Annotated in this window: 17 protein-coding genes; 2 read left to right on the top strand and 15 right to left on the bottom strand. The window is 52.1% G+C overall.

Going from position 1 to position 19,878, the window contains the following annotated elements; genetic code table 11:
* Positions 1–149 precede the first annotated feature (149 nt).
* The gene (locus CMUST_RS10730; protein WP_047262521.1) at positions 150–518 is read right to left on the bottom strand and encodes an Rv2175c family DNA-binding protein; all 369 of its coding nucleotides are present in this window, start codon (positions 516–518) and stop codon (positions 150–152) included.
* A 131-nt stretch (positions 519–649) separates the two neighbouring features.
* Here CMUST_RS10730 and pknB point away from each other — a divergent pair, with 131 nt between their 5' ends.
* Together pknB and CMUST_RS10740 are read left to right on the top strand one after the other, a co-directional pair.
* Complete coding sequence (gene pknB, locus CMUST_RS10735; protein WP_047262522.1) at positions 650–2,875, top strand: Stk1 family PASTA domain-containing Ser/Thr kinase; 2,226 nt, start codon at positions 650–652, stop codon at positions 2,873–2,875.
* The gene (locus tag CMUST_RS10740; protein ID WP_047262523.1) at positions 2,862–4,121 is read left to right on the top strand and encodes a glycosyltransferase 87 family protein; all 1,260 of its coding nucleotides are present in this window, start codon (positions 2,862–2,864) and stop codon (positions 4,119–4,121) included. The genes pknB and CMUST_RS10740 overlap by 14 nt, the downstream gene beginning before the upstream one ends.
* Here CMUST_RS10740 and CMUST_RS10745 read toward each other — a convergent pair.
* From CMUST_RS10745 to ctaC, 14 genes are all read right to left on the bottom strand, one after another.
* Positions 4,012–5,400, bottom strand: coding sequence for a class II 3-deoxy-7-phosphoheptulonate synthase (locus CMUST_RS10745; protein ID WP_047263576.1), 1,389 nt, complete (start codon positions 5,398–5,400; stop codon positions 4,012–4,014). The two genes, CMUST_RS10740 and CMUST_RS10745, sit on opposite strands and share 110 nt — an antisense overlap.
* A gap of 98 nt (positions 5,401–5,498) precedes the next feature.
* Entirely contained in the window at positions 5,499–6,020 is a 522-nt protein-coding gene (locus CMUST_RS10750) for a polyadenylate-specific 3'-exoribonuclease AS (RefSeq protein WP_047262524.1), read from the bottom strand.
* A gap of 84 nt (positions 6,021–6,104) precedes the next feature.
* Positions 6,105–7,190, bottom strand: a complete 1,086-nt coding sequence (locus CMUST_RS10755; protein ID WP_052844684.1) for an acyltransferase family protein — start codon at positions 7,188–7,190, stop codon at positions 6,105–6,107.
* Positions 7,191–7,375: 185 nt separating this feature from the next.
* Positions 7,376–8,107, bottom strand: coding sequence for a lysophospholipid acyltransferase family protein (locus CMUST_RS10760; protein WP_047262525.1), 732 nt, complete (start codon positions 8,105–8,107; stop codon positions 7,376–7,378).
* 51 nt (positions 8,108–8,158) lie between these two features.
* Complete coding sequence (locus CMUST_RS10765; RefSeq protein ID WP_047262526.1) at positions 8,159–9,094, bottom strand: ROK family protein; 936 nt, start codon at positions 9,092–9,094, stop codon at positions 8,159–8,161.
* 110 nt (positions 9,095–9,204) lie between these two features.
* On the bottom strand, positions 9,205–10,329 hold the full coding sequence (locus CMUST_RS10770) for a glycosyltransferase family 4 protein (protein WP_047262527.1): 1,125 nt from the start codon (positions 10,327–10,329) through the stop codon (positions 9,205–9,207).
* A 25-nt stretch (positions 10,330–10,354) separates the two neighbouring features.
* Positions 10,355–11,368 carry a C40 family peptidase gene (locus tag CMUST_RS10775; RefSeq protein ID WP_047262528.1) on the bottom strand — a complete coding sequence of 338 codons (1,014 nt, stop codon included), beginning with the start codon at positions 11,366–11,368 and terminating at the stop codon, positions 10,355–10,357.
* Between the two features lie 183 nt (positions 11,369–11,551).
* Positions 11,552–12,178, bottom strand: coding sequence for a C40 family peptidase (locus tag CMUST_RS10780; protein WP_047262529.1), 627 nt, complete (start codon positions 12,176–12,178; stop codon positions 11,552–11,554).
* A gap of 1,198 nt (positions 12,179–13,376) precedes the next feature.
* Entirely contained in the window at positions 13,377–15,002 is a 1,626-nt protein-coding gene (gene qcrB / locus CMUST_RS10785; protein WP_047262530.1) for a cytochrome bc1 complex cytochrome b subunit, read from the bottom strand.
* Complete coding sequence (gene qcrA / locus CMUST_RS10790) at positions 15,002–16,222, bottom strand: cytochrome bc1 complex Rieske iron-sulfur subunit (RefSeq protein WP_047262531.1); 1,221 nt, start codon at positions 16,220–16,222, stop codon at positions 15,002–15,004. Before qcrA ends, qcrB begins: the two co-directional genes overlap by 1 nt.
* Positions 16,219–17,115, bottom strand: coding sequence for a cytochrome bc1 complex diheme cytochrome c subunit (gene qcrC / locus CMUST_RS10795; RefSeq protein ID WP_201779200.1), 897 nt, complete (start codon positions 17,113–17,115; stop codon positions 16,219–16,221). Before qcrC ends, qcrA begins: the two co-directional genes overlap by 4 nt.
* Positions 17,116–17,196: 81 nt before the next feature.
* Positions 17,197–17,814, bottom strand: a complete 618-nt coding sequence (ctaE, locus tag CMUST_RS10800; RefSeq protein ID WP_144414196.1) for an aa3-type cytochrome oxidase subunit III — start codon at positions 17,812–17,814, stop codon at positions 17,197–17,199.
* Positions 17,815–18,294: 480 nt separating this feature from the next.
* Complete coding sequence (gene ctaF, locus CMUST_RS10810) at positions 18,295–18,747, bottom strand: aa3-type cytochrome oxidase subunit IV (protein WP_047262534.1); 453 nt, start codon at positions 18,745–18,747, stop codon at positions 18,295–18,297.
* Positions 18,748–18,769: 22 nt separating this feature from the next.
* Entirely contained in the window at positions 18,770–19,852 is a 1,083-nt protein-coding gene (gene ctaC / locus CMUST_RS10815) for an aa3-type cytochrome oxidase subunit II (RefSeq protein WP_047262535.1), read from the bottom strand.
* Positions 19,853–19,878 lie beyond the last annotated feature (26 nt).

Raw genomic sequence — 19,878 nt, forward strand, 5'->3', positions numbered from 1 at the left:
CTTGGTGCTAGCCGTGAAATCTGCGTATAGCTTATCGACGCCCTAACGTCGCCGAATGATAAACCCCAACGGTGTTTTCGATGCACCTTAACCAAGAAATCTTTCGCTGAAAAAGTTGTCCTCGTCGTAAATATCAGCGACCAGAATCATCAAAACGCCATTGCTTGGGCACGCCGCATGACTTCCCGCGCTAAGTGCCCATGCAATGCATCGATAGGACGGCCGGGAAGGGATGGGTCTTCTGTAAACAGGAAAGTGAGGATTTCCGTGTCGTCGTATCCGCCATCGGCAAGCAGAGCAATGACTCCAGGAACAAACTTATTCGTAGTGTTTTTATGGGAAAGAAAATCTGCGGGTATGCGTTTGCTTCCACTGTCATTCACACAAATGAGTTTGTGCTCCCGAATCATGTCAAAGACCCGGGTTACTGGAACGCCCAGTTGTTCGGCGTAATCGGGAACGCTTAGTAGTTTGGTTCCGGCGGGCAAAATGGATGCAGATACAGGTTGTGAACTCACAGAGGATAATGTACCAATACTTCGGCGAAAAAGTTAGGTAGCTCCAGTCGTGCAGTTAGTGGTAAGTGGTGTGATTGTCGCGACTTTCACTGTGATTGAATTGCGGCTTAGGTTTCAGTCATACTAGAACGATGCAATTGAAGTTGGGAGATTTTCTCGAACATCGCTACCGCATTGAGGCGCCTATCGCACGCGGCGGCATGTCAACGGTGTATCGCTGTGTGGATACTCGTCTGGGGCGAACCGTTGCAGCCAAGGTCATGGATGACCAGTACGTTGGCGATCCCATCTTCTCCGACCGGTTTCAACGTGAAGCCCGGTCAATGGCGCAGCTCTCCCACCCAAATTTGGTGGGGGTGTACGATTTCAGCTCAGAGGGAGACAACATCTTCCTCATTATGGAGCTGATTAACGGCGGTACCTTAAGAGAATTATTGGAAGAACAGGGGCCATTACCAGCCTATGCTGCGGTGTCGGTGCTGCGTTCGATTTTGCAGGGGTTAGCGGCTGTGCACGCCGCTGGGCTTATCCACCGCGATTTGAAACCAGACAACGTTCTTATTAACTCGCAGAACCAGGTCAAACTATCCGACTTTGGGCTAGTTCGGGCAGCAGCGGCATCTAATGCCACCTCGAATCAGATCATCGGCACGGTTTCTTATTTGTCGCCAGAGCAGGTAAGCGGCGACGACATCACCATGGCGTCGGATGTGTACTCGGCCGGAATTTTATTATTCGAGCTTTTAACCGCAACAACTCCGTTTGCTGGCGATTCCCAAATTTCTCGGGCATTCGCACGTCTCGATTCAGATGTTCCCGCACCCAGCAGCAGGGTTAGTGGTGTACCGAAGCTTATCGACGAATTGGTGGCCACCGCTACCGCCCGCAATCCAGAGGAGCGGTTTGCCGATGCGGCGGAATTCTTAACGGCACTAGAAGACGTAGCACGGGAACTCGACTTTCCGCCGTATATAGTTCCGGTACCGAAGAACACGGCAACCCAGCGCGCCGCCGCCCACGTCGCGTCGTTAACCGACGCGGATGCCACCACGGTGATAGGAAGTGTCAACGACAACGCCGACGCCCCCACCACGGTGGTAGGTAGCCCTAATATGACCATGCAATTGCCCCCAAGCGCTCCGGAAGAAACGTCGGTGTTTCCCACAGCGGTACCCGAAGTGGCACCACCACCGCAACCGGTAGTCGCGCAACCTCATCCAGATGTCGATACCCCAGCCGTGGTGGAATCATTATCACCGGCACCGGTGGTCACCAATCGGGGCCGCGGCGGAATCGTCGTCTGGTGGATCGTTGTAGCGATAATCACCACAGCAATTGCGATCGGCGCGTGGTGGTTTGGCTCTGGAAGATACGGCGAAGTGCCGCAAGTATTGGGGATGGATCAAACCACAGCAAGCCAGACCCTTGCTGACCACGGGTTTGGGACAGCGATAGCGACGGTGTATGACGATGATATTCCGGTCGATTTAGTTGCTGGAACTAAACCGGCCAGCGGCAGCCAAGCGGTAAAGGGTGACGATGTCACCCTTTTGGTGTCATTGGGCAAACCAACGGTTCCTGACTTTGCAGAGCAACCAGATGTTTCCGCCTACCGCGCCGCGCTGTCATCGCGAACATTGCAGTACAGCGAAGGCGAATCGGTGTACTCCGATTCCGTCGAAGAAGGAAAAATCGCAGAGGTATCCCCTGGCGTAGGCAGCGAAGTTCCCGTTAATAGCACGATCACCGTACATCTATCCAAGGGCCCAACACCCGTCAACGTTCCGAACGTGCGGGACCAATCCCGAGAAGAAGCCATTGGCCAATTGCGTAATGCCGGTTTTGATGTGACGGTGGAAACCCGATTCGATGATTCTGTTGCGGGAGAGCATGCAATTGGCACACAACCGGAGGCGGGTTCCCAGATTCCCAAAGGCAGCAAAATTACCCTCCATGTCTCCACCGCAACCGAGATCCCTGATCTTTTCGGTCTTACCGAACGAGAAGCCCGCAGCCTTTTGGCGGAATCAGGAATACGGGTAGCTGAGGTTATCCGTTCGGAAGATTCCAGCGCCGTAGGTGAAACCGCATCCGATGTCTATGAGTCTTCCCCACCATCCGGCACCCTGATCGATAGCTCCCAAACCGCAGTAACCATTGTGTTGGTTGGCGAAGTTGAAGTGCCCAATGTAGTAGGAAAACGCCTAAGTGAAGCACGTCGTATCTTGCACGATGCAGGTTTGGAGGCAAAGGTGGCAACGTCGGCAAGCAATAGCAGCCGAGTGTTATACCAGTCTCCTACAATATTCAGCACGTTAGCGCCCGGCGAAGAAGTAGAATTACGTGTCCTTAATTAACCGTATCGCAGCTGATTGGTGGACGGCCGCGATCGGTGCGGTATGCGCAGGTATCCTTGTCGCTCTTATGCTTGTCGACGTCTCAAACGGCTCGGTCCGCTACCTAGTAGACCTTGATGTGTATCGACTAGGTGCCACCGAATTCCTCCGATCGGGCAACATCTACAATCAACGTTTCCACACGCAGGAAACGCCTCTGCCGTTTACGTATCCGCCGTTTGCTGCTCTGGTTTTCAGCCCGCTAGCATACCTGCCGCTTAGTCTAAGCAGCGTTTTGTTTAGCACGATTACGGTGGTGTGTCTAGCGACAGCCTGCGCAATAGCGCTTGCGTGGTGCGATGTAGCACACCCAATATTATGGGCGCTCCGACTAATACCACTTGTGGTTTTGTGCGAACCAGTTATCGCCACGTTAATGTTCGGCCAGATCAACACAGTGCTACTTTTGCTAGTGCTTGTCGACGCCAGCGGAGCGCTCCGCCGAATTTTTCCGTGGTTCCCGCCCGGAATTCTATGCGGGATTGCTGCTGCCATCAAACTCACCCCGGCGATTTTCGCTATGTATTTCCTCGTAACAAAAAATTGGCGGGCAGTCCGCAACCTTGCACTTTCCGCAATTGTCGCTTCTGCATTACCTGCACTGTGGTACCCATCACTGGTGTGGCAGTACTTTAGCGACACAATATTTGCCACCGATCGTATCGGCGCCAGCTATTTCGCCGCCAACCAAAGCATCGCTGGTGTTATCAGCCGGGCGGAAGAATCCGCCTACTGGTGGCTGTTTTTCAGCATCACGGTTATCGTGGGTGGCGGCTACTCGGCATATCGTGCCGCCTACAACTCCCACCACCTACTAGCTCTTAATCTGATCGCACTTACCGGGTTATTGGTCTCCCCCGTCAGTTGGTCGCATCACTGGGTGTGGCTGCCAATAACAGCTTTTGCGCTGTGGCAGGCCAAAATGCGAATAATGGCTGGGTGGGTGCTTTTTGCCACCACGGTAGGATGCTTTCACGCATTCCTCCCGTCCCGCAATCACCTGGAGCTGGAATGGACCATTACCCAACAAATACTAGGCTCCCACTACGTGATCGTAGCGGGAGCAGTACTAGCCTGGTGCGGCTATCAGTTACGGGCTAATTACGTAGCATCTCCGCCACAAGGAACGCCAATTCCAACGACTGCTGGGTATTTAGCCGAGGATCACAGGCCGACTCATAACGACCCGGCAGATCCACATCGGTGATATCCTCTGCGCCGCCAAGGCATTCTGTGACGTCCTCGCCAGTTAGCTCAATGTGAATGCCGCCTGGGTGGGTACCTAACGCCCGATGTACCTCAAAAAAGCCCTGAACTTCATCAATCACCTTGTCAAAGTGACGAGTCTTATAGCCATTTGATGAAGTAAACGTGTTGCCATGCATCGGGTCAGACTGCCAGATGACCTTGTGCCCGGAAGCCTCAACAGCCTCCACGATCGGCGGCAAGACAGTCCTAACCTTGTCGTGCCCCATGCGGGCAACCATTGTTAACCGCCCTGGGGTGAACTCGGGATCAAGTTTATCGGCATACGCAACAGCTTCTTCCGGAGTAACGGTCGGACCAATCTTTATGCCGACCGGGTTAGCGATCATAGCAGCAAAATTCACATGGAAATCGTCGATGCCACGGGTACGCTCACCTATCCACAGTTGGTGTGCGGAAAGGTCATAAAGTTTAGTGTTTCCGTCTTCATCGGTAGCCAACCTGAGCATCGCACGTTCATAATCGACCAACAGCGCTTCATGTGAGGCATAAATATGTGCTGAACGCAGCGAATCATCAGCCACTCCGCACGCATTCATGAATTGCAATCCACGCTCAATCTCCTGAGCCAGAGCTTCATACCGGGCACCCGCTGGTGATTTTGCGACGAACTCACGATTCCACTCCGTCAAACGGTGCAAGTCCGCAGTCCCCGAATTGGTCAGGGCACGCACCAAATTCATAGCAGCCGATGAATTAGCATATGCACGAATCATTCGCGCTGGGTCGTGCTGCCGAGCAGATTCGTCAGCCTCCACACCGTTGACGATATCGCCCCGGTAATTAAGCAATCCGTGTTCGTCCAGGTCAGAAGAACGAGGCTTAGCGTATTGCCCCGCAATACGAGCCATTTTCACCACAGGTGTAGAAGCACCATAGGTCAGGACCACCGCCATTTGCAGCAATGTCTTGATATTGGCACGAATGTGGGGTTCAGTGTTGGACTCAAAAGTTTCGGCGCAATCGCCGCCCTGCAACAAAAACGCCTTACCGTTAGCCACGTCCGCCAGATGGCTTTCCAATTCCCGGATTTCCGGCGCAACAACGATCGGAGGCACCGACTCTAAGATCTTACGCACGTTTGCTGCGATCTCTTGATCCCAGTGTGGCTGCTGTTTAGCATCACGGGAAATCACATCTTCAAACTGTTGTTGCAAACCGTCAGGCAATGGTGGCAAATCAGGAAGGGCTTCTTTGGGGATATCAACTGTCCAACTCACATCACTATGTTTAGCATGGACACCCCTAAAACCCCACATTCCCCACCATGCAACCTAGCAAAAATTGCTCATTAATAAATAAAACTAAAATTACCTACTTATTTTGAGGATCTGGTTAAAATTTTATTTCTCTTCCCTAAGGGGAGCGCCGCCATGCAGACCTTAAATTTTGCGAGGTTATGCCTGGCGTCGATAAGCGCATCATGATTGCCATCCGGCAACTCTGGCAGCTTAGGGCATCCCGCAAACTCCCAGTATTGTCGCAATTCCCGAGTGAAACGCGGGATCTCCCGTGGTAATCCCGTCATGTCACCCCATAATTGCGCCAAAACAACATGGTCGTATGCTGCAACCCATGCCCATAGCTCTGGGCGTGACGATGCGGAAGTCAAAAACTCGTAAACTTCTTTCCTAATGCGTGCGTTACTGCGCCATAGCGGATCTGTTTGTGGCGGCAATTTAGGTAAAACGTTTTCCTGTACCCACGGATTCGCCCGACTTAAATCCGCATCAGTGGAAATAGCGTAATATTCTCGCCCGTCTTCGGCGACGATACCAATGGAAACTAAATCAATAGTCGTTCCGTCTTCGATGAATTCCGTATCAAAAAAGTATCTCACTGCTTCAATTCCTCGTTTTATTTCTTCAGCGCGCGTTAACTACATCCCGTGAAAATGCACCGAGACAAATGTCTCTTGCTCACATTAAGGCATTGAGCTAGCAAGTGGAGCACGTTTCTTTTCTAAAAAACCAGCTATTTTCGGAGGATGGATTGTCCACCCCACAATCGGGGTGCGCGCGATACTGTACATCACCACAGCACCCAAGCCACACATGACCAAACACATCAGAACCCAGAACGTCGGAGTTTCAAAAACCACATCTGCACCAGGTTCGATATTCACCCGCCCATAAATACCGAGACTGAAAATTATAGACAAGGCAATCGGATGTCCCAGGTAGGCAACCAAGGTGTGCCGTCCAACTTTCATTAACGCAGCCCCCAGCACCGGCACCTTGGCCAATATCACCGCAGCCAACACCCCCAGTGGTATCAAACCGATGCTTATCATCACATCCACAACTGGTTTGAAAGTTTCCGAAACCAACTCACCCCGGATTACAAACTGATGCACCACAGCAGCAATCCCGCCAACGATTATGGCGGACACCGCTACCTGCCACCGCAATGCATTGTCGGCAAACCACGTTATCGCGGGGCGCAGATAGGCGCCAAGTAAAAACAACGGCAAATACGCAACCAGGCGCGGAGTAGAGAGATTCCCATGGGCCAGTAACCAAGGAGTAGCCGCGATTACCACCACTGGTAGGGCGAATTGCGCCCACGTGGGCCATGCTTTGGTCAACCACAACACCACGGTGAAGATAATGAGGACCCATAAAAACCAGTACATATTCAGGCCCCATACCACTGTTTCGCGATAGAACTCCGCAGTCGGCATGGCAACATCCAAATTTCGTAGAAGCTTCAACCGCGCGAAGAAAATCTCGACTGGCGCCCAACACAAATATGGAACAAGTAAAAACCAAATGCGTTTACTAAAGAGCTCCACCACGTTAAACCGATAAACTTTGCGGGCGAAAAACCCAGCCACTAAGAAAAACAACGGCATGCGCAGCATCGCGATAAGTTCATTAGCTTTCGCGATTACCGTGTCTGAGCCGCCTGGAACTTCGAAAGTTGCATGTAGTGTCATCACCCCTAAAATTGAGACGCCACGGGCCACATCTGGCCACGCCATGCGTGTGGTAATTGCGGTGTCAGACACAGCTACCCTTCGGTTTGGTTGAATCAAAAACTTGTCTAGTCTATCTAAAAATCTTAAGGAAACGAAACTAAGCAAAGTCAGAGCTTACCAACCTTAAGCGAGCGTTCTTGTCAACCTCCCACCGACAGTTTTTCACCGTCACTTATTTGACACACCCGACGAAACTGACCGTGCCTAACAGTAATTTAACGTTGCGCCTCCGGTGGAAAACCTTTTCCAGCTTCCAGGGATTTCTTAACATCGGCTGCGTAAACATTGATATACGGTTGATCCGCCAGTTGCGACAGCACCAACATCACATGATCGGTTAATGATCGTGCCGCCTCATGCGAGGCTGGGTCGAGCCCCCGCCCTTTTACGAAAGCAATCGGATCTATGGCTTCGCCGATACGCATATGAACTTTTTTCGGACGCAAAATCCAGGAACCGATCGGATTGGCCTCGCGGGTTCCGATCATAGCGACAGGTATCACAGGGGCGCCAGATTCCAATGCCACTCGGGCCATTCCAGTCTTACCCCGGTAAATCCTGCCATCAGGTGAGCGTGTGCCTTCCGGATAAATGCCAAACACTTCATCTTTTTCAAATACCGATTGCGCTGCACGCAATAACGCATCACCCGCGTCGTTAGCCGTCCGATCCAGTGGGATTTGCCCCAACGCAGTGAACAACCACTTTTGCAGTTTCCCTACTAGACCAGGCGAAGTGAAATACTCATTCTTCGCTGGAAACGTTATCTGCCTCGGGCATAAAAGCGCCAGATAAAACGAATCGAACACAGCTTGGTGGTTGGAGGCCAAAATCGCCGATCCGGTGGCAGGGATGTTTTCAGCCCCCACAATGGTAGGCCGGTTATACACATGCAGCAATGGGCCCAGAAAAACATGTTTAAATGCCCAATACCATTTGTTGCTCATGGTGTTTCCTCCCACAACCGCACCTATACGTTAAGTTTAACAACCTGGATTTTAGAGCAACTTCCGCGCTAAATCCGCCACGCCAATCATACCTGCATCGCCGCCCAACTGAGCGCAAGTTACGTGCGGAAGTGGTCTAAATCCCGCCCCTACTATGCTTCGAGACATCTCTGCGACCGCAGCATCCATATACAAATCGGGATCTTGGGACACTCCACCACCAATAACAATTAGGCCCGGATCTAAGACATCCGAGACGATCGACAGCCCCAGACCCAACCAGCGGGAAAAATCTGCCACCGCCCGAACTGCCACCGGATCGCCACGGCGCGCGCTTTCCATAACGCTTTTTCCGCTTATCGAGATCTCATGCCGTAACAAACTGTCCAAATGTGGCTCCTGCATCATCAGTTCCCGCGCAGTTTCTGCAAGAGCTGTTCCGGAGCAGTAACGCTCCAAACATCCGTGTTTACCGCAGGGACAGGGGCGCCCATTAGGAACAACTTGGAGATGACCAAATTCAGGGGCAGTACCAAACGCGCCACGGTAAATCTCGCCGTTATGCATCAATGTGGCACCGATTCCGGTACCAATCGCAAATAGCACCCAGTTGTCGCTGCCCTGGGCAGCACCGAACCGATACTCCCCCCAAGCCGCTGAATTAGCGTCATGTTCTAGCCACACTGGCAATCCCAACGCCTCAGTTAGCTCCGCGCGCACCGCGCGATCCCGCCACGGCAAATGCGGCGCGAAGCGAACAACCTCACATGCCGGGTCTAAAAACCCGGCAACCGCCAATCCGACAGCTCCAATGGAATATTCTTCGCTTAGTTTTTCAACCGTCCCAACGATCCCCTGCATGAGATCAGCGTCAGTCTGTGGAACCAACGAAGAAACAGAAGCGATAATCTCACCTTCTGCTGTAACCACACCAGCCCGCATGTTGGTTCCGCCAATATCAAAACCAACAGTGACAGTTGAGGACATGAATCCGCCTTTTGAGGTGAGAAATCAAAAAATAATAATCGTCGATTATACCCACTGGCATTGAAACTCACCTAGTTATCACAACCGGAGGGATTTGATCGTTTAAAAAACTAATTGAAAAGAATCCGCTGCAACCGACGACCCATAATTTCCCACGTCCAATTTTTAGCGACATGTAACTTGCCCGCAGCCGACATCTGGGAACGCACAGACGGTGTGGAAAGCAACAACGTCAGGGCGTCGAAAAGCTGCTTTCTGCTTTTCCCCTCAACCACGATTCCACTCTCTACGGTGACTGTTTCCGGCGCACCCCCAGAATCACCTGCAATAACCGGGATCCCAGCCGCTTGAGCCTCTAAAAATACGATTCCAAGCCCCTCAACGTCCAAACCACCGCCTCGGGTGCGACACGGCATAGCAAACACGTCCGCAGCACGAACGAAATCAACTAAATCAGCTTCTGAAACCCGTCCTGTAAACCGAACAGACCCGTGCGGGCAGGACTTAGCAAGCTGTCGTAACCGAGCTTCATAGGGCCCGCTACCAACTAAAATCAACCTAGCTGAGGGGAACTTTGCGGCAACTTCCGGCCACACGCTAAGCAAGTGGTCCTGCCCCTTACGCGGAACCAACCGGGACACACAAACCACCACCAATTCAGCCGGATGCAACCCCAACCGGAGCCGAGTCTTTTCTCGCTCTGATTGCGATAATGGTGCAAACCTTTCGAGGTGGACTCCTGATGGCAAATGGGCAAATTCCGGGCTGCCAAAAGCAGAACCGAACCGCCCCAGGGTGTAATCCGAAATATACGTCACGACGTCACAATCCCGCCCGATTACCCGCAGCAGCTGGCGCGCACCTGGCAGCATGGACCACCCAACCTCATGCCCATGTGTTGAAGCAACCACCCGCTTAGCCCCCGCTGCCCTGGCAAACCGCGCCATTAGAGCAAGTGGCGCTGCAGCCCCGAACCACACAACATCTATATGCTCTGATTGAATGATTTCTCGCATCCGGCGCACCGTAGCGGGAGTTGGCAGCATCACCCGGCGGGGCCAGCGATATATTCGGTACGGCACAGATTCATCCCAACGGCGGGCGGCTTTTTCGTCTTGGGTGGAGGCGAAAACCACAACATTGTCTGGGTTGAGGGTAAAAAGAAAATCCCTAAGATACGACTGAATCCCACCAATAGTCGGCGGGAAATCATTCGTTACCAATAACACTCGCATGAAAAGCCTACTATGCCGCAGTCATCTAGTAGCGCCGCGCACCATAAAACGGCATGGAATCCATACTCACTACTTGCACCGGAATACCATAGTCTGAGGCGTGCAGTATCTTATTGTCGCCGGCATAAATGCCGACATGTGTGGCGCCCGGATAAAAGCCCACAATGTCTCCTGGCTGCAATTCGCTACGACTAACCGGCATTCCGCCAGCCATCTGTGCCTGGGATGTGCGCGGCACGGTCTTGCCTTGTTGCTGATACGACCACACGATCAACCCGGAGCAGTCAAACTGATCTGGCCCAGTAGCACCCCAACCATAAGGGGCGCCAATCTTCGTCATTCCCGCCTGCAACGCTGCCAAACCAACAGGATTGGAACCTGTTATCCCTGCGATCGCGTACTCAACTGGACCATTCTTAGCCACCCACCGTGCCCGGTCAGCATCGGATAGCGAATCTACCTTGGAAACAACCTCTTCGATCTTCACTTTTAGATCTTCTTGTTCCCGAGCTAGTTGTTCTTTCTTCGCAAGCAAACTATTGCGCTTGAATTCTGCAGCCTCTACGGCTTGGACAGCCTCGTTACGCGATTCGTTGGCTTTGGCGGTAGCGCCCAAAAGCTTATCGACGACATTCTCCGTCTTAGAAGTTAATGTTGCTATATAAGCCGACCGGTCAATAGCGTTTTGTGGATTGTCGGATCCAATCACCTGAGTAACTGGGTCTAAGACAACACCCCGATATTTCGCTGACGCGATCCGATTAACTTCCCCTTGGTAAGACGACTCCTGCGCCTTGACCGCATCAGCATGACTTGTAGCGTGATCGGCCGCCTCCTGAAGACCAACCATCTCCCCCTCTGCGACATGGATCTCATCTTCAAGGTGCTTAACTTCCTCGTTTTTAGCGCTGGTCTGTTGCGACAATTCATCCATCGACTGAATGAGCTGATCAACATCCTCAGCAGATGACACCACAGGGGCAGTCACCAACGCAAGACTGGCCAAAATGACCACACAGCTACGATAAGCGGCGCGCACAATAAACCTCTATCAGATTTGGGGGATAACAAACACTAAACCGAGAAACACTATAAAGCATCAAAGGCTTTCCACTGGACTTTCCCATGTCACCTGTTACCGATGTGAAAAAAGTAAATAATTCCCGGTTAAATACGAAAAGCTGCCTCCCGAGTACCAGGAGACAGCCAATCGAGGTATAGATTAGAACCGAACTGCAGAGTGGAATGGCATATTCGACATAGGAGCTTCTTGCAGTGGGGTGCCTTGAGTCACGGCATGAACCACCTTGCCATTACCTGCGTAGATTCCCACGTGAGAAGCACCAGAATAGAAGACCACAATATCACCCGGCTGAAGGTTATCCCGGGAAACCTTTTGTCCCTGTGCAGCCTGCGCATAGGAGGTGCGTGGAATCTGCTTACCAACTTGGTTATACGCCCAGGAGGTCAGGCCGGAGCAGTCGAACGCGTTAGGGCCAGTTGCTCCCCATACGTACGGTGCGCCAATCTTTGAGCGAGCCGCTGCAACAATCTTGTCGCCGACAGACTGAGTCTGCACCGGCTGAACGGCTTCAAATGGATTCTCGACGACTGCGGAGTAGTTAGCGTTACCCTGCCCCTTTAGGGATGGGATCCACTGGTTGGCACCTGGAACGTCTGCAAGACCCTGAACGTTCTCCACACCAGCAACCTCGAAGCGAACATCGGTGCCAGGAACGACGACCTCTGCAGCCTGTGCCGGGTTTACCATTGTCGCAACAGCAGCTGCTGCGGTTGCGGCAGCAGTGTTGCGTACCACGTTGTTGTTTTGACGACGGTGCTTAGCCACGAATGAATCTCCAATACTCTTGTTGCGCCTACATCCACGCGATCGGTTTCCCGTTGCGCTTTAGCCCGGAGCCGGTTTCCCAAACCTCTTTATTTGGGACCTTTCTAACCAGTTCGGCTTTTTCTCTCTGGCTGTTTTGTCTCAATCAGGTTACGAAATGATTTCAACCCCTGTCCATTCAATGGCAAATTTTCTTCCGTTATCAACCTGTTATCAATGCATTCTGAGAAATATATTAGAGAATTTCGTTAGTGCAATTCAGACCTCAGACATCGGACATGCCTCAAAAGACTATGGCTATCACCTGCAATAACGCAATAATATCAATATTGATAATTGCCAAAGGGGCGAAGTTGCACTTAAGGAATAAAACGACCAACCTTAATTTATGTGACTTCTGTCACATAGGGGTAATTTCGGCTAAAACTGGCCCAAATTTACCCACTTTTGCGCACCCAAAACCCTTAAATCACAAAATCCCTTGCACACAAGATAACTAGATCTAAACAACAAAAAAGACCATTTGTGCACCTAAATTCATAGGCTAAGCGATAATCAACCAAAAGATGGAAGCGTTACAACGCCTCAGTCAATAACAACGAAACGCACACGTTCGTTAACCAACCGGATGATGCAACTCACACAACTCCGACCCACACAACTCCCAGCACGGGAACTGGCACCTGTGTGACCACTTCTACAACACCTAGTGATATGAACTGCCACCTTCGTCCAAATAATCCCCATCAAGCAAGCACTGTCATCGACAAAACTGTCGTTGCCGGTAGGGAGTTATTACAACCGCTGGCGGCTTTATAAAAGCGCTTAGCCACGAGGGCCGTAAATATATATCTCGCATACATAACGGCGATGGTGAAAAGCGAGAACGGCAATATAAAAGAGGAGTACGGGAAGAGACGAAAACCATATATCGAAGGCGACTACCTCAGCCAAACTTTCGTGCCAAATCTACTTTCAATCCTTTACCGCCTTATTTCTTACATAACAAACCAGAACTAACCGCAAGTAATAAAGCAGGAAACGCTCTAAACGACCACAATGGCTGGCAGCCAGCTGTATCCGACACAAACCCATGGCCGCGATAGAGCCAAACAAGGAGTAGCCATAGAAAACCGGCCGCTGTCCTGTTTTGCGTAATTAGGACGGCGGCCGGTTTGTGAGCGCAAATGGCTTGGCGTTAAATCAAGCCCTTTTCCTCATCAGAGGCGCGGTTGGCCTTATTGAGGTTTTCAAGCATCTCAGCTTCTTCACGATGGTTCTCGTGTTCGATGTGAGCTGCCTTCGTAGCAATCTCCGCAGAATCTGGGGAGAAGAAGGAACCGCGGCCTGGGCTGCCAGCGAAGCCAAGCTGGTTCATTTGCTTCGGAACTGGTGCACCAGCGTATGGCAACGGAATTGGGTGACCATGATCGTCCACCGCACCCAGAGGCTGGTGCACTTCAATGAATGCGCCATTTGGCAAGAACTGGATAACACCGGTCTCAATGCCATGCTCTAAAACCTCGCGGTCGGAACGCTGCAAGCCAATACAGATGCGATAGGTGATGAAGTAGGCCAACGGTGGCAGAACAATCAAGCCGATACGACCAACCCAGGTCATAGCATTCAAGGAAACCTGGAAGTGATAGGCGAACAAATCGTTACCACCCGACAAGGTGACCAAGAAGTAGAACACAATGCCCATCACACCTAGGGATGTCCGGACTGGAACGTCCCGTGGTCGTTGCAACAGATTGTGGTGAGCAGTATCTCCAGTGATCTTTTGCTCAATGAATGGATAGGTAACCAAAACCACGACCATAAGACCACACAGCAGGGCCACCCAGAATGCACCTGGGATGGTGTAGTTACCGAGGTAGAGCTCCCAAGCAGGCATGACACGGGCCACACCGTCCGTCCACAGCATGTAGATATCTGGCTGAGAACCAGCGGATACCTGCGCTGGGTTATATGGGCCTAAGTTCCAGATCGCATTGATTGTGGTCAAGCCAGCCATCAGCGCCAGCACACCTGCAGTGATTAGGCCGAAAGCAGCTGCCTTAATGCCGAACAGCGGAAGGATGCGGACACCAACCACGTTGTTTTCAGCACGACCCGGGCCAGGGAATTGGGTATGCTTCTGGTACCACACGAGCGCTAAGTGCGCTGCGATCAAACCGAGGATGATGCCTGGGATAATCAAGACGTGTGCGACGTAGAAACGGTCCAGCATCAGATCAGATGGGAAATCGCCACCAAAGATTAACCAGTGCAGCCATGTACCAATGATCGGCAGACCAACAATGATCGCAGACATAATGCGCAGACCAACACCGGAAAGCAGGTCGTCCGGCAGGGAGTAACCCATGAAGCCTTCCGCCATGCCAAGAAGCAGCAGGACGCAACCAATAATCCAGTTAGCCTCACGTGGGCGACGGAACGCACCGGTGAAGAAAATACGCAACATATGGACGGTCATGGAAACCATGAACATCAGCGCCGCCCAGTGGTGCATCTGTCGGATGAAAAGTCCACCACGAACTTCAAAGGAGATGTTGAGGGCGGTTTCGTATGCCCGCGACATCTCAACGCCGTTGAGAGGCAAGTATGCGCCGTCGTAGATGACCTTGGTAATCGATGGGTCGAAGAACAAGGTCAGGTACACACCAGTCAACAGCAGGATAATGAAGCTGTAGAGGGCGATCTCACCGAGCATAAACGACCAGTGAGTGGGGAATACCTTATTAATCTGTCGGCGAATACCCGCAGCAGCGGTGTATCGCGAATCAATGTTATTGCCGATTTCAGCGAGTTTAGTGCTCATTAGGACTTACGCTCCCAGAATGCCGGGCCGACAGGCTCAACGAAGTTGCCTGCGGCGATGAGGTAACCCTCTTCGTCAACGGTGATCGGCAGCTGTGGCAATGCACGAGCGGCTGGGCCGAATACCGGCTTACCGTAGTGCAATGCGTCGAACTGCGACTGGTGGCACGGACACAGAATGCGGTTTGTCTGAGCCTCGTAGAGGGAGGTTGGGCAACCAATGTGCGTACAAATCTTGGAGTACGCGTAGTAATCACCGTAATGGAAATCTTCTTGACCGACCCGCTCAACAACCTTCTCCGCATCGGAGGAGCGAAGACGGATAAGCATCACTGCATTGCGTGGGCCGTGGATGGAATGCATGTGGTTTTCATACACATCAGCATGTGGATCGTACAGGTCGCCGTCGTTTACTGCGTCGGCAGGCAGCGGGAACACAGTTTCCATTGCAGCTGCCGAAAGATCCTCGGGACGCATCCGAACCAGGCGGGTTACGCCTTGAGTAACATAGTGCTCCCCCGAATCGGAATCATGCTTTACTGCCAGCGCGCCAGTGTCGCGGCCCAAGTACAGTTTGACGCCCTCTTCGTGTAGGGTCCAGCCGGAAGTCCATAGGGTGCCGTCACCTTGGATGCCTAGCTGGCCACGCTTCCAAGGATTCTTCACCATGCCGCCAAGCGGTGCGACAACCACTAATCCAGCAAGTACGCCGCCAAGTCCCATCAGGCCCTTGAGAACTTTACGACGACCCAAGGTCGAGGTTTCCCAAGAATCGTTGAGTAGGGCAACTATTGTGCGGCGATCTACTTCTTCAGAAGGGCCGTCGTGACGACGCTGAACCGCAATTTCTTCCGGAATGATGGTCTTAACATAAAGCACGACACCAAAGCCGAGCGAGAGGATGGCCAAGCCGGAGGTGATACCCAACAATGGGGTATAGAAGGTATAAAGCCACAGGCCGTCGTCGCCTAGACCCTTATACTGCCATGGCCAAGCCAGATATACCGCGAGAAATGCGATGGCTGAGATGATACCGATAGCAAACCAGACGCCTACCGCGCGGGCAGCACGCTTTTCAGCCGGGTCGTTTGCGATTGGGAACCGTTCCTTGCGGTACGCAACCGTGACATCGTCGAGCTGAGTGCCAAGCCGAGCGAGCTCTTCATTGGTCATGGAGTTCAGCTCTTTGGCAGTGTATTTCTTTTCGTTGTTATTGCTCATGAGCGCGATCCAATCCACAGAGCAGCGGCCACAAGGACCACAATTCCGACAAGCCACATAAACATACCCTCAGCAACCGGGCCAAGTCCTCCTAGGCTCCAGCCACCAGGGGATGGGGTTTCTTTAGCGGACTTGATGAAAGCAATGATGTCTTTCTTCTCGTCAGCAGATAGTTGACGGTCAGAGAACTTTGGCATGTTCTGTGGGCCAGTGAGCATAGCCTGATAAATTTCCTGCTCATTCGCTGGGTCCAGAACCGGAGCGTACTTACCGGAAGACAATGCGCCACCACGACCAGTGAAGTTGTGGCAGGATGCACAGTTCAACCGGAATAGATCCGCACCACGGGCGACGTCCGCTGGGTCAATCTTTCCGTCGTAGTGAGAACCACGTAGGCTTTCCTGAGCGATGGTGCCGTCTTCGTTGTAAACGATTTCTGGGCCACCACCATTTGCGGCGATGTATGCAGCGATCGCCAGAGTCTCAGCCTCGTTGTACCGCTTGGTTTTACGAGCAGCCTGTGCCTCATTACGCAGCATCGGCATACGTCCAGAATGCACCTGGAAATATACAGCGCCAGAGCCGACACCAATCAGCGATGGGCCACGATCCTCCACACCTTGTAGGTTGGCACCGTGACATGTGATGCAAGCAGTGTCGTATAGGGTCTTGCCCTCTTGGATCATTGCCTGTTCATCGGATTGCGCGGTAGCGACCTGCGCATCTGGAGTGATCGCGTTGACTAAAATTCCTGCGCCAGTGAGACCAAGGGCAAGCGCTAGCGCGCCAGCTAGCGTGCGGCGCACCTTGCGGCGCGACTTCGCATTCTTAGCCTTGCGTGCCGAGGCGGCCGAATCGACCACTTCGGGAGTCTGGGGGTTGGTATCCATCATTTTCCTTTTATCTCGATCATGGAAAGTGAAGGGCTGTAGGCCATATAGGTAAGGACATGCCTTCCGTTTGGCCGATACGGCCTACTGAATGAAGTAAATGGTTATGAACAAGCCGATCCACACAACATCAACGAAGTGCCAATAATACGACACCACCATTGCCGCTGTAGCTTGAGCCGGCGTAAATTTCGACTTCGCGATTCGCAGCAGGATCACTACGAACCCAAGAACACCCGCCAAAACGTGTGCTGCGTGGAATCCGGTGGTGATATAGAAGGTGGAGCCGTAGACGCTGCTTGGGATGGTGAGGCCGTGTTCCACCAAGTGGTAGTACTCGTAGGCCTGTCCAATCAAGAACACGGAACCGAGGAGAATCGTTAGTGTGTACCAGCGACGCAAGCCGAACAAATCACCACGCTCTGCGGCGAAGACACCGAATTGTGCCGTGATAGAGGAGGAAATCAGGATAGCGGTAATCACAAATGCGTAAGGCACATTGAGATGATCCGCCCCTTCTTGCCATGAGCCATTTCCAAGACCGTTGGCTCTAGATGTGAAGTACATCGCAAACAGGCCGGCGAAGAACATTAATTCCTGGGACAGGAACACAATCGTGCCGACACTGACCATGTTTGGTCGGTTCAGTGCCGCAACACGAGGTGTTGCTGCCATATCTGGGTTTCCAATTGCGCTCGTCACGCTATCTAGTATGTCTGTTCACGCTCCTTAAGTCACGTCATGCCCCCTTATTTTTTACGTGGCTTAGGCACCGCCCATTCCCCTCCCCCACCATTATCCGGTAAAAAATGGTGCAATATTCATCGGGAACTTTTTTAGTTTTTATCCGACGTTAGAAAAATCGCAGGTCATTGCCGCACGATACCAAAGCTGGGATTCCATGTAGCAACTTTGCCCCATAGCGAAGCTGATTTTTCCACACATTCACCAAAAAACCTTCGTGAGTTATATCACATGATATTTCCCGCCGTTTCAGCTGGCCTCCAACTTTCGTTTGCCCCTCTCCTACCTCGTCTTTTAGTTGTAGAAGTCCCTTTTCCCACCCCTTAAAAAACATTTTTTAGCATTCGGGAACTTTATACCGTCTCCATCCGACGCAAAAAGCTGCCCCGCGAAAATATCCGCAGGGCAGCTAAGAAAGCTAGACGCTAACCAAAGACTTTAGTGTTTTTCCTTTGGCAAACCATATTGCAGGTTCAGCATGGTGGTGGTGTAGATCAGCAGCACGGCACCTAGTGCGATCATCCAGTAATGCATGAATACGATACCGAAGCCTAGAACCGCTACCGCGCCGGACATGGCAGCTGGCCAGATGGAGAATGGAGAGAAGAAACCGAGGGTTCCGGCTCCATCAGCAATCTCCGCTTCCTCCCAATCCTCTGGCAACACATCAATGCGTTTTTCAGTGAAGTGAAGATAACCACCGAGCATCAAGGCCAATGCGGTAGCCAGGATGAGGGAAACCCCGCCAGCCCATTCGAAGTTAAATGAACCGCCACCGTCAACGTAAAGGTTACCGGTGTCATCCAGGTACATAGTTCCCAGGAAGTAGAGCACAGACATGACCCCGAGGAAGGCCGCCATACTGTACATAATTTTTGCTGTTGCGCGCATGTTCCTTTTACCTCCTTAAAACTTAAGCCTTGTGGTTATCGACAGCATTGTCGCCGTCACGGGTGTCACGGTTGGAATTGAACGGTGCGGTCGAAGTAGCGTAGCCAGCCTCACCAATGTGCTCCAAAGCCTGAGCATTTGTAGCTTGTGGGTTCTTTGTACGGAAGTCGATGTACTTTCCGAAATTCTCTGGCGAAACGACCCGAAGTTCAAAGTTCATCATCGCGTGGTAGGTACCGCACATTTCAGCACAGCGACCAACGAAAGCGCCTTCTTCTTCGATTGCTTCAATCTGGAATCGGCGTTCCTGCTTGTTGACCTCTGGGTGCGCATAGGTGTCCCGCTTGAAAAGGAATTCAGGCACCCAGAACGAGTGGCTTACGTCCGCCGAGGCAAGCTGGAATTCGATTGGCGTTTGGGAAGGAACGACCAAAACTGGAATTTCTTCCGTAGTGCCAACAGTTTCAATCTTGTCGAAGTGAAGGTAAGAGTAGTCGGACTTAGAACGCCCATTGATTGGGTTGTTGCCGTTAGGGTCAACTTTGGAGGCTTCGGCCTGTGCTTGACGCTCAGCATCCTTACCGTCGTAGTCCTTTCCGTCGACAGTAAGATCGCCAGATACCGCCTGATAGCCGAACTTCCAGTTCCACTGGTAAGCGGTGACGTCAACGACAACCTTTGGATCCTTGTCCAAGGCGGTAACTTTGTCCTGGGTCTGGACGGTGAAGAAGAATAATCCCATGACAATAAGGATCGGCATGATGGTCAACACCAATTCAACTGGGATGTTGTATTGGGTTTGACGCGGGAATTCGTCTTTACCCGCTTTCTTTGCCCGCTTAGCGGACCACGCGAACATGCCGTAAATAAACAGGCCCCACATGATGAAACCAATGATCCATGCAACGACCCATACCCAGACCCAGAAGTTGTACATTGCGGTTGCTTCTGGAGTAATGCCCTTTGGCCAGCCCATTCCCAGGAACCAACCCAACGCACCTTCTGGTGCTGCCACGTCACATCCTGCGAGAGCCGTAGCACCTAGAGCCAAAACACCGCTGAGCAATGTTTTGCGACCAAAGCCACGCTTGTGCTGCTGTTCCACGCGCGTCTGCCTTCCTTTACACACTA

It is taken from the genome of Corynebacterium mustelae, assembly GCF_001020985.1.
Lineage (GTDB): Bacteria > Actinomycetota > Actinomycetes > Mycobacteriales > Mycobacteriaceae > Corynebacterium > Corynebacterium mustelae.

What these genes read in the sequence shown, in the direction of transcription:
- pknB (WP_047262522.1), top strand. Translation starts at nt 650, where the DNA reads ATGCAATTGAAGTTGGGAGATTTTCTCGAACATCGCTACCGCATTGAG.
- CMUST_RS10760 (WP_047262525.1), bottom strand. Translation starts at nt 8,107, where the DNA reads ATGAGCAACAAATGGTATTGGGCATTTAAACATGTTTTTCTGGGCCCA.
- CMUST_RS10765 (WP_047262526.1), bottom strand. Translation starts at nt 9,094, where the DNA reads ATGTCCTCAACTGTCACTGTTGGTTTTGATATTGGCGGAACCAACATG.
- CMUST_RS10770 (WP_047262527.1), bottom strand. Translation starts at nt 10,329, where the DNA reads ATGCGAGTGTTATTGGTAACGAATGATTTCCCGCCGACTATTGGTGGG.
- qcrB (WP_047262530.1), bottom strand. Translation starts at nt 15,002, where the DNA reads ATGAGCACTAAACTCGCTGAAATCGGCAATAACATTGATTCGCGATAC.
- qcrA (WP_047262531.1), bottom strand. Translation starts at nt 16,222, where the DNA reads ATGAGCAATAACAACGAAAAGAAATACACTGCCAAAGAGCTGAACTCC.
- qcrC (WP_201779200.1), bottom strand. Translation starts at nt 17,115, where the DNA reads ATGATGGATACCAACCCCCAGACTCCCGAAGTGGTCGATTCGGCCGCC.
- ctaF (WP_047262534.1), bottom strand. Translation starts at nt 18,747, where the DNA reads ATGCGCGCAACAGCAAAAATTATGTACAGTATGGCGGCCTTCCTCGGG.